This is a genomic window from Burkholderia sp. 4M9327F10, from assembly GCF_005503145.1.
Classification (GTDB): domain Bacteria; phylum Pseudomonadota; class Gammaproteobacteria; order Burkholderiales; family Burkholderiaceae; genus Paraburkholderia.
In genome coordinates this window covers 116,764-125,481 of record NZ_SCNV01000020.1, presented here as the reverse complement: position 1 = coordinate 125,481, position 8,718 = coordinate 116,764, and the positions used below count along the sequence as shown (strand labels likewise).

Genomic DNA, 8,718 nt, shown 5'->3' with positions numbered 1-8,718 from the left:
TTCCCATCCCGAACAGGACCGTGAAACGACTCCACGCCGATGATAGTGCGGATTACCCGTGTGAAAGTAGGTAATCGTCAGGCTCCCTAGCAGCAACAGAAACCCCACCCCAAAAGGTGGGGTTTTTGCGTTTACGCGTCCGGAAAACGGTTGAATTCCCGGGACTGACCACACCCCCGTCCCGGAGTTCACAAACAACCGATCTACACAGCCTAAGCTTGCGCGAGAAACTTTTGCGCCAGCCTGACCCAATACGTCGATCCAATCGGCAAGAGATCATCGTTGAAGTCGTAACTCGCGTTATGCAGCATGCACGGGCCCGCACCGTGCCCAGCGTCCCGGTGCCCACCCCCTCCATTACCGAGAAAGGCGTAGCAACCCGGCTTCGCCAGCAGCATGAACGAAAAGTCTTCTGCGCCCATCGTAGGTTCGACGGCCTCGTCGACGTTTGCCGCACCCACAACCTCTTTCATGACGGAAGCAGCAAAACGCGTTTCTTCGACGCTATTCACCGTCGGTGGATAGTTGCGATGAAAAACGATATTCACCGAGCAGTCATATGCCGCGGCGGTATTTTCCGCAATCTTGCGCATACGTGACTCGATCAGGTCGAGCGTCTCCGTAGTGAATGTTCGTACGGTTCCCGCAATCCAGGCCTCGTCGGGAACCACATTCACTGCGTCGCCGGCGTGAATCTGCGTGATCGATAGCACCGCCGTATCAAGCGGTTTCTTGTTGCGCGTGATAATGCTCTGCAACCCACTGGCGATCTGCACCGCTGTAAACACTGGATCGCGTCCGTTGTGCGGCATCGCCGCGTGCGAGCCTACGCCTTTGATTGCGATGCGAAATTCGTTGCTCGATGCCATGATCGGGCCTTCCGTTACCCCGAAATGCCCCGCTGGCATACCTGGCCAGTTGTGAATGCCAAAGACAGCATCGACCGGAAATCGGGTAAACAATCCGTCGTCGATCATCGCCTGCGCGCCCGCGCCGCCTTCTTCGGCCGGCTGGAAAATGAACACGATTGTGCCGTCGAACTCTCCATGCCTGGCCAGATGCCGCGCTGCGCCCAGCAGCATGGCCGTATGGCCATCATGCCCACACGCATGCATTTTTCCTTCGTGGCGTGAACGATGCTCGAAGCTGTTCAATTCGTGGATCGGCAGGGCGTCCATGTCGGCCCTCAGGCCTATTGCCCGCTCGCTGCTGCCACGCTTCAGAATGCCCACAACCCCGGTTTTGCCGAGCCCACGATGCACCTCGATACCCCAGTCGCTCAAACTCTTCGCGACCAGGTCGGATGTCTGAGTTTCTTCGTAACGCAGTTCTGGGTGGGCGTGAATCGTTCGTCGGAGGGTTTGTATCTCGCCTTGAGCGGCCTGGATTTCGGGGATCAGTTTCATGGTGAGGTGTACTTCGCTGTGCATTGAATTGCTCGAGGCATCTTTGCCCGGGCTCGGTAATCGTGCGTTCAATTCTACGCCCACCCGCAATTTTGGCGGTGTGGCTGCATGCATGCGATTGGGACGTAATAAAATCACAATTTGCGACAAATCGTCCTTTCACGGATCGCCTTAATGAATGCCCCGATCGAATTCGCCCGCGCAGTTTGTCCGCACGACTGCCCGGATACCTGCGCGATGCGCGTCACCGTCGAGAATGGGCGGGCGGTCAAGGTGACAGGAGATCCTGATCATCCACCGACCCAAGGCGTCTTGTGCACCAAGGTTAGCCGCTACGCAGAACGTGTCCATCATCCGCGCCGTCTGACAACCCCGATGCGCCGCGTCGGCGCAAAGGGCGAGGGCCGCTTCGAGCCGATCGGTTGGGACGAGGCGTTGCAACTGGCGGCGACGCGCCTAACGGAGATCGCGGCTCGCGCGCCTGAGGCGATCGTTCCTTACAGCTATGCGGGCACGATGGGTCTCGTACAAGGCGACAGCATTGCCCAGCGGTTCTTCCACAAGATCGGCGCGTCCCAACTCGACCGTACGATTTGCGCGGCAGCCGGCGCCGCTGGCCTCAAATACACCTATGGCGCCAGTCTTGGCATGCTCACGGAGTTCTTTGCCGAAAGCGAACTCATCCTGATCTGGGGCTCGAATCCGATTGCGTCGAATCTGCACTTCTGGACCCGTGCGCAGGAGGCCAAGCGTCACGGCGCGCGCCTTATCGCCATCGATCCGTATCGCTCGTTGACAGCGGAAAAATGCCATCAGCATATGGCCATCAAGCCGGGCACTGACGGGGCACTTGCGCTCGGGATGATGCATGTGCTGATCACGGAAGATCTGCTCGATTACGCCTATATCGCCGACCATACGCTGGGTTTCGAGGCGCTAAAGGCTCGTGCGCTTACGTACACGCCCGCGCGTGTCGCACAAATCTGTGGGATCGACGCACAAACGATTGTCGACCTTGCCCGCCTGTACGGCGGAACCCGCAAGGCCGCGATTCGCATGAATTACGGCTTGCAGCGAGTGCGCGGCGGAGGCAACGCGGTCCGCGCGATCGCTTGTCTGCCGTCGCTGACCGGCGCCTGGCGTGAGCGGTCCGGCGGGGCCTTGCTGTCCTCGTCGGGATGGGCGCCGGTTGATTCTCACGCATTGCAACGTCCCGACTTGATCCCCGGGTGGCCCGCCAAGACTCCGCGCGTCATCAATATGAACGAGATCGGCAATGCTTTGCTGCATCCCGGCGACGCGCAATTCGGTCCCAAAGTCGAGGCGGTGATCGTCTATAACTCGAATCCTGTCGCGGTTGCGCCAGACTCGGCGCGGGTTGCTGCGGGCTTTGCGCGAGAGGATCTGTTTACGATCGTCCTTGAACATTTCCAGACCGATACCGCCGACTACGCCGATCTTCTGCTCCCCGCGACCACCCAACTCGAACACCTCGATCTGCACAAGTCCTATGGTCACACCCACGTGATGGTGAACCTGCCGGCAATCCAGCCGGTGGGCGAGGCCCGGCCCAACACTGAAATTTTCCGCGGCATCGCCCGTCATATGAACCTGCAGGAGCCCGCGCTGTTCGAGAGCGACGAGACCGTGGCGGCGCAAGCAGTACGCTGGGACGACCCGGTCTTTGGCGGTACCGACTGGGAGTCGTTGAAGCGAACCGGGTGGGTGAAACTGAATCTGCCCGACGCTCCGTTTGCGGAAGGAGGGTTTCGCACGCCGTCAGGCAAGTGCGAGTTTTTCAGCGAGCGCCTGGCACAGCAAGGGCTCGATCCGTTACCCGACTATTTGCCGCCCCATGAATCTGCCGACGGCGACCCGGAACTGGCAGCCCGTTATCCGCTGGCGATGATCTCGCCGCCGGCCCGTAATTTCCTGAACAGTACCTTCGTCAACGTGGAGAGTTTGCGTTCGACGGAAGGCGAGCCTCATCTCGATATTCACCCCGCCGATGCGCGGGTTCGCGGGGTGATAGACGGCGATCTGGTACGTATCTTTAACGATCGCGGCTCGATGCAGGCACGCGCGCGCGTCACCGACAAGGCGCGCGAGGGTCTCGTGGTCGGCCTGTCCATCTGGTGGAAGAAGCTTGCTGCCGACGGCTGCAACGCGAATCAGGTGACGAGTCAGGCCCTGACCGATTTAGGCGGCTCGGCTACCTTCTACGACTGCCTCGTCGAAGTCGAGCGCGCTTGAAATCCAGCCTGAAATTCTGGTCATTCACAGGCGTGTGTCGCACGCCATCCGTTGCAAACCGCGTTCGAGGGCGGCGTCTAACCCATGTGCATTCGCGATTAGTGGACTGGGCCGCATGCTACGATGCGTTTTTAGCACGACCATTCGAAAATAAAGGAGGAGACGCCGCATGGAAAAAATCTGGCTGAAATCATATCCGCCCGGCGTTCCAGCAGAAATCGACACGAGTCAGTACTCGTCCGTTGCAGACCTGTTCGAAGAAAGCTTCCGCGAATATCGCACCAAGCCGGCGTTCGTCTGCATGGGCAAGCAGATCACGTATGGCGAGCTCGACGCCTTGTCGCGCAAGCTGGCGGCGTGGTTCCAGTCGAAGGGCATTGCGCGTGGCGCTCGTATCGCCATCATGATGCCCAATGTGCTGCAGTACCCTGTCGCAATCGCGGCCATCCTGCGTGCCGGCTATGTGGTGGTGAACGTGAACCCACTGTACACGCCGCGCGAGCTCGAACATCAGCTCAAGGACAGCGGCGCCGAAGCCATTATCCTGCTCGAGAATTTTGCGGTGACGCTGCAGGCCGTGGTGCGCAATACGGCGATCAAGCATGTGATCGTCGCAGCGATGGGCGACCTGATGGGCGCGAAAGGACTCATCGTCAACTTCGTCGTGCGCCGCGTGAAAAAGATGGTGCCGGCATGGAGTCTCCCCGGCCACATCAAGTTCAACGCCGCGATTGCGGAAGGTGCTCGCCACGAATTCAAGCCGGTCAAACAGGGGCCGGAAGACGTGGCGTTCCTGCAATACACCGGCGGCACGACCGGTGTGGCGAAAGGCGCAACCTTGACGCATCGCAATCTGATCGCCAACGTCTTGCAGTCGCAGATATGGCTTGATCCGGCTCGCGCGGGACGAGACGACATTGATCAGTTCATCACGGTTGTGGCGCTGCCGCTTTATCACATTTTCGCCTTGACGGTCTGCGGCCTGCTGACCGTTCGCACGGGTGGCCTCGGCGTGCTGATTCCAAATCCGCGCGACATCAGCGGCATGATCAAGGAATTACAGGGCTACGCGATCACGACCATTCCGGCGGTGAACACGCTCTATAACGCGATGCTCAACCACCCCGATTTCGACAAGCTCAACTTTTCGAATCTGCTTGTTGCGAATGGCGGAGGGATGGCGGTCCAGGAAGCCGTGGCCAAGCGCTGGTATGAGAAGACCCATACTCCGATCGTTGAAGGTTATGGGATGTCCGAGACCTCGCCGTGCGTGACCTGTAACCCGGTGACGGTCACCGCATACAGCGGCACGATCGGTTTGCCGCTGCCGTCGACCGAAATCTCGATTCGCGATGACGAAAACAACGAGGTGCCGCCCGGCCAGCCCGGCGAAATCTGCATTCGCGGTCCGCAGGTGATGGCCGGCTACTGGAACCGGCCGGACGAAACCGCCAAGGTGATGACGCCGGATGGCTTCTTCAAATCGGGTGACGTCGGTATTGTGAGCGACGCGGGATACGTGAAGATTGTCGATCGCAAGAAGGACATGATTCTGGTGTCCGGCTTCAACGTGTATCCGAATGAAGTCGAGGACGTGGTTGCCAAGCTGCCGGGCGTGTTCGAAGTTGCCGCGGTGGGCGTGCCTGACCAGCACTCGGGCGAAGCGGTGAAGCTTTACGTGGTCAAGAAGGATCAGGCGCTGACGGACGCGGACATCTTCGCGTTCTGCAAGGAGCAACTCACCGGTTACAAGCGGCCGAAGATCATCGAGTTCCGCACGGAGCTGCCTAAGAGCAACGTTGGCAAGATCTTGCGACGGGAATTGCGCGACGGCCGGGCGTAGCGCCGCGCGCTTTGCCTGGCGGCGCGTCGAGGCGAGCGAAATAAGCCACCCCGCTTGATCAAAAAAGCCCGACAGGCGCCATGCCTGTCGGGCTTTTTGCCGTTTGCGGTACGGGAGCGGCGGCCGCGGACCAACCAGCCGTGGACTCCACTTGATGGTTCCGGGCACCTGTCGCACCGGCCACCCACGCGGCAACCAGATTTTTGCGCCCAAGAAAAAAAGGCGCCCGAAGGCGCCTTTGAGACATACCGCTTTGTTACGACTTATTAGAACTTGTGGCGGATACCGATGCGAGCCGTGAACTGGTTCTGGTTCGACGAAGCCGACAGGCCGTTGATGTTCGCCGTTGCAGCGACCGTCTCGCCCGACGAATTCAGCGTGTCGCCCAGAGCGTGCTGATACACGCCCGTCAGGTACACGTCGGTACGCTTGGACAGGAAGTAGTCCACACCCACTGCGCCCTGGTGGTACTGGGCACGCGATTCGCCGGCGATATCGACGCCGCGGGTGTAGTCATATGCTGCGCCGATCAGCAATGCGGGGGTCAACTGATACTTGAAGTTGAGTTCCGCGTTGTTGAACGTAGCCGACTGACCAGCGTAAGGCGACGAGAACGTCTTGCCGAGGTTGCCGAAGCGGATGTTCGAGTACGTCGCGCCGATCGTTGCTGCACCGAACGTGTAGGCACCACCAGCACCGACCACCTGGTACGTGTTAGCCGATGCGAAGCCGGCGTACACCGACGACGTCACTGCGTAGCTAGCAGCTGCCGTAGCCGTCTTGGCTGTGTTCGTTGCGATTGTGCCGCCATCGTTGAAGATGCCGCCCGACGCTGCCGGGGTGCGTGCGTTCAAGTAACCGACGCCGAGAACGAGGGGACCGTTGTTGTAGCCAGCGCCCAACGACCAGATCTGGTTCGCCGAGACGTTGCCCGCGATGCCACCGAAGCTATACGTGCCGCCGAACGTCAGGCCGTTGTAGTTCTGGCTGGTGTACTTGATCGTGTTGTTGGTGCGGTACGTGTTATTGAAGTTGTCGATGTCGCCCGGGTGAGCTGCAATGTAGCCACCCCATTGGTCACCGACTTCCAGCGGACCGACGTAGTCAACAACAGAGTCGTACTGACGGCCCAACGTACCCGTGCCGTAGGGGCTCGACAGACCGACATAGGCTTGACGGCCAAACTCGAGACCGCCTTGACCCAGCTTACCGGTGTTCACGTCAAAACCGTTTTCCAGCACGAAGATTGCCTTCAGGCCGCCGCCGAGGTCTTCAGCGCCGCGCAGGCCCCAACGACTGCCTTGCAGAACGCCGCTCGACAGGTTGTACAGGTGTTGGCCACCCGAGTTGGTGTTGATGTTGAAACCTTCGTCAATTATGCCATACAGGGTCACGCTGCTCTGCGCATGAGCGACACCAGCAAACGCGCCCAATGCTGCGAGAGCGAGAAGCGACTTTTTCATCGAGTGATCTCCAAGGAAATGCAAATTTTTTCTACAAGGCGAATATTTATGGTGCGTCGAAGCCTTGCTATCTAACTTCGCGAGAAGTTGCAGGTAATGTAACAAAAGGCCTACTTTGCACAAAGAAAAAGCAGGTAGCTCGGAACGTTCCTGTTTCGTTTACGCAACATGGTCTAAAATTGAAAATTAGCCATGAAATCAGCCCTTAACCGGAGTTTCCAGCGCGCGATTTTGCTCCGCAAACGCACGCCACACGGAGCTTTGGAGCATCCGGGCTGGTGGGTCGAACCGGGAGGGCTGGATGGTGCTGGATGAATTGATTACCGAGCTGGATCGGGGTTTACGCTCAATGACGGGCGTGTCGCGGATGAGCCGTCCTGTTCCGGTTCCGCCTGAGTCTGCTGAAGCGCCGGAACTGTCGCCGGCAGAGCGCGAGCATGCCGCTGGCCTGATGCGTGTGAATCATGTCGGTGAAGTCTGCGCGCAGGCGCTCTACCAGGCGCAAAAACTCGCCACCCGTTCGCCGACCTTGAAAGAGGCATTCGAGCACGCGGCGCGCGAAGAGGAAGATCACTTGGCCTGGACGTCGCGTCGCCTTGAGGCGCTCGACTCACGGCCAAGCCTGCTGAATCCGCTTTGGTACACCGGCGCGCTTGCTCTGGGTCTCATAGCCGGACGCTTTGGCGACCGGGTGAGCCTTGGCTTCATGGCGGAGACCGAGCGCCAGGTGGAGCAGCATCTGGACAGCCATCTGGAGAAGCTGCCCGAGGCGGATCTCGAATCGCGCGCCATCGTCGAACAGATGCGTGCTGACGAAGCCGCGCATGGCAAAGCCGCGCTCGACGCCGGCGGTGTCGAGCTGCCGTTTCCCGCACGTGCGCTCATGCGCGCTGCGTCGAAAATCATGACCCGGACTGCTTACTACGTTTAATCGCTCCGAAGTGGGACGGCGCCATGCGTGCCGTCCGCCTGATCGCTTTAATCCCTCCGCTGATTCGTCTGATCCCCCGCCGCAGATCGCTTAGATTCCACGCCTTTCGCCCGGACTTTTCACGTATCACCTTCACAAGTTGCACTAGTGCATTCATTTATAACGGTTTTCCGTTTTAGGTCTGACGTGAAGGAGTCGCGCTAAGTCCTTGTTCTAACAAACAAATTTCGTTAAAAATCCGTGCTTCTCCCTTGACCCCCGTTTGGCCTTCCTCTAAAGTGGGAGACAGTGTGAGAAAGTGTATTTTTGTGTGATTCCCGAGGGGTATTCGGGTAAATTTTCGAGAACAGGCGAGCGGCGCAACGTGCCGTTTTAGGGGAGAGCGGAAGTGTTCCAAGGGGCGTCGGCGCTGACACTCGATGCGAAGGGGCGGATGTCCGTCCCGGCTCGCTATCGGGATGCGCTGCAAGGACAGGCAGAAGGCCGGGTGACGATCACCAAGCACCCGGACGGCTGCCTGTTGCTATTTCCGCGCCCGGAATGGGAAGTCTTCCGCACCAAGATCGCCGCACTGCCGATGGACGCCCACTGGTGGCGGCGGATTTTCCTTGGCAATGCTTCGGATGTCGATCTCGACGGCGCGGGTCGCGTGCTGGTCTCTCCTGAATTGCGGTTGGCGGCTTCGCTGGAAAAGGAAGTGATGTTGCTGGGTATGGGTAGTCACTTCGAGTTGTGGGATGCGCAAACCTACGCTGCCAAGGAGCAGGCGGCGATGGCGCAGGGCATGCCCGATGCGTTGAAGAATTTCACGTTCTGATCGCG

General features: G+C 59.4%; 6 protein-coding genes. 4 read left to right on the top strand and 2 right to left on the bottom strand.

Annotation, left to right across the window (positions count from 1 at the left end):
• Nucleotides 1–212 precede the first annotated feature (212 nt).
• On the bottom strand, nt 213–1,406 hold the full coding sequence (locus FFS45_RS19520) for a M20 aminoacylase family protein (RefSeq protein ID WP_137956274.1): 1,194 nt from the start codon (nt 1,404–1,406) through the stop codon (nt 213–215).
• A 174-nt stretch (nt 1,407–1,580) separates the two neighbouring features.
• On the opposite strand from FFS45_RS19520, the gene FFS45_RS19515 reads away from it, so the two are divergent.
• Nucleotides 1,581–3,659, top strand: coding sequence for a molybdopterin oxidoreductase family protein (locus FFS45_RS19515; protein WP_137956268.1), 2,079 nt, complete (start codon nt 1,581–1,583; stop codon nt 3,657–3,659).
• A 169-nt stretch (nt 3,660–3,828) separates the two neighbouring features.
• Complete coding sequence (locus FFS45_RS19510) at nt 3,829–5,502, top strand: long-chain fatty acid--CoA ligase (protein WP_137956267.1); 1,674 nt, start codon at nt 3,829–3,831, stop codon at nt 5,500–5,502.
• A gap of 266 nt (nt 5,503–5,768) precedes the next feature.
• On the opposite strand, the gene FFS45_RS19505 is transcribed toward FFS45_RS19510, so the two are convergent.
• Nucleotides 5,769–6,965 (bottom strand): porin, encoded by a 1,197-nt coding sequence (locus FFS45_RS19505; RefSeq protein WP_137956266.1) that lies wholly within the window; start codon nt 6,963–6,965, stop codon nt 5,769–5,771.
• Nucleotides 6,966–7,266: 301 nt separating this feature from the next.
• Between FFS45_RS19505 and coq7 the strand changes: the two genes are divergently transcribed.
• Nucleotides 7,267–7,896 carry a 2-polyprenyl-3-methyl-6-methoxy-1,4-benzoquinone monooxygenase gene (gene coq7 / locus FFS45_RS19500; protein WP_137956265.1) on the top strand — a complete coding sequence of 210 codons (630 nt, stop codon included), beginning with the start codon at nt 7,267–7,269 and terminating at the stop codon, nt 7,894–7,896.
• A 388-nt stretch (nt 7,897–8,284) separates the two neighbouring features.
• On the top strand, nt 8,285–8,713 hold the full coding sequence (mraZ, locus tag FFS45_RS19495) for a division/cell wall cluster transcriptional repressor MraZ (RefSeq protein ID WP_137956264.1): 429 nt from the start codon (nt 8,285–8,287) through the stop codon (nt 8,711–8,713).
• The last annotated feature ends 5 nt before the right edge of the window (nt 8,714–8,718 follow it).

Coding starts and splice junctions, on each gene's coding strand:
- FFS45_RS19520 (WP_137956274.1), bottom strand. CDS start 1,406: ATGAAACTGATCCCCGAAATCCAGGCCGCTCAAGGCGAGATACAAACC.
- FFS45_RS19515 (WP_137956268.1), top strand. CDS start 1,581: ATGAATGCCCCGATCGAATTCGCCCGCGCAGTTTGTCCGCACGACTGC.
- FFS45_RS19505 (WP_137956266.1), bottom strand. CDS start 6,965: ATGAAAAAGTCGCTTCTCGCTCTCGCAGCATTGGGCGCGTTTGCTGGT.
- coq7 (WP_137956265.1), top strand. CDS start 7,267: ATGGTGCTGGATGAATTGATTACCGAGCTGGATCGGGGTTTACGCTCA.
- FFS45_RS19510 (WP_137956267.1), top strand. CDS start 3,829: ATGGAAAAAATCTGGCTGAAATCATATCCGCCCGGCGTTCCAGCAGAA.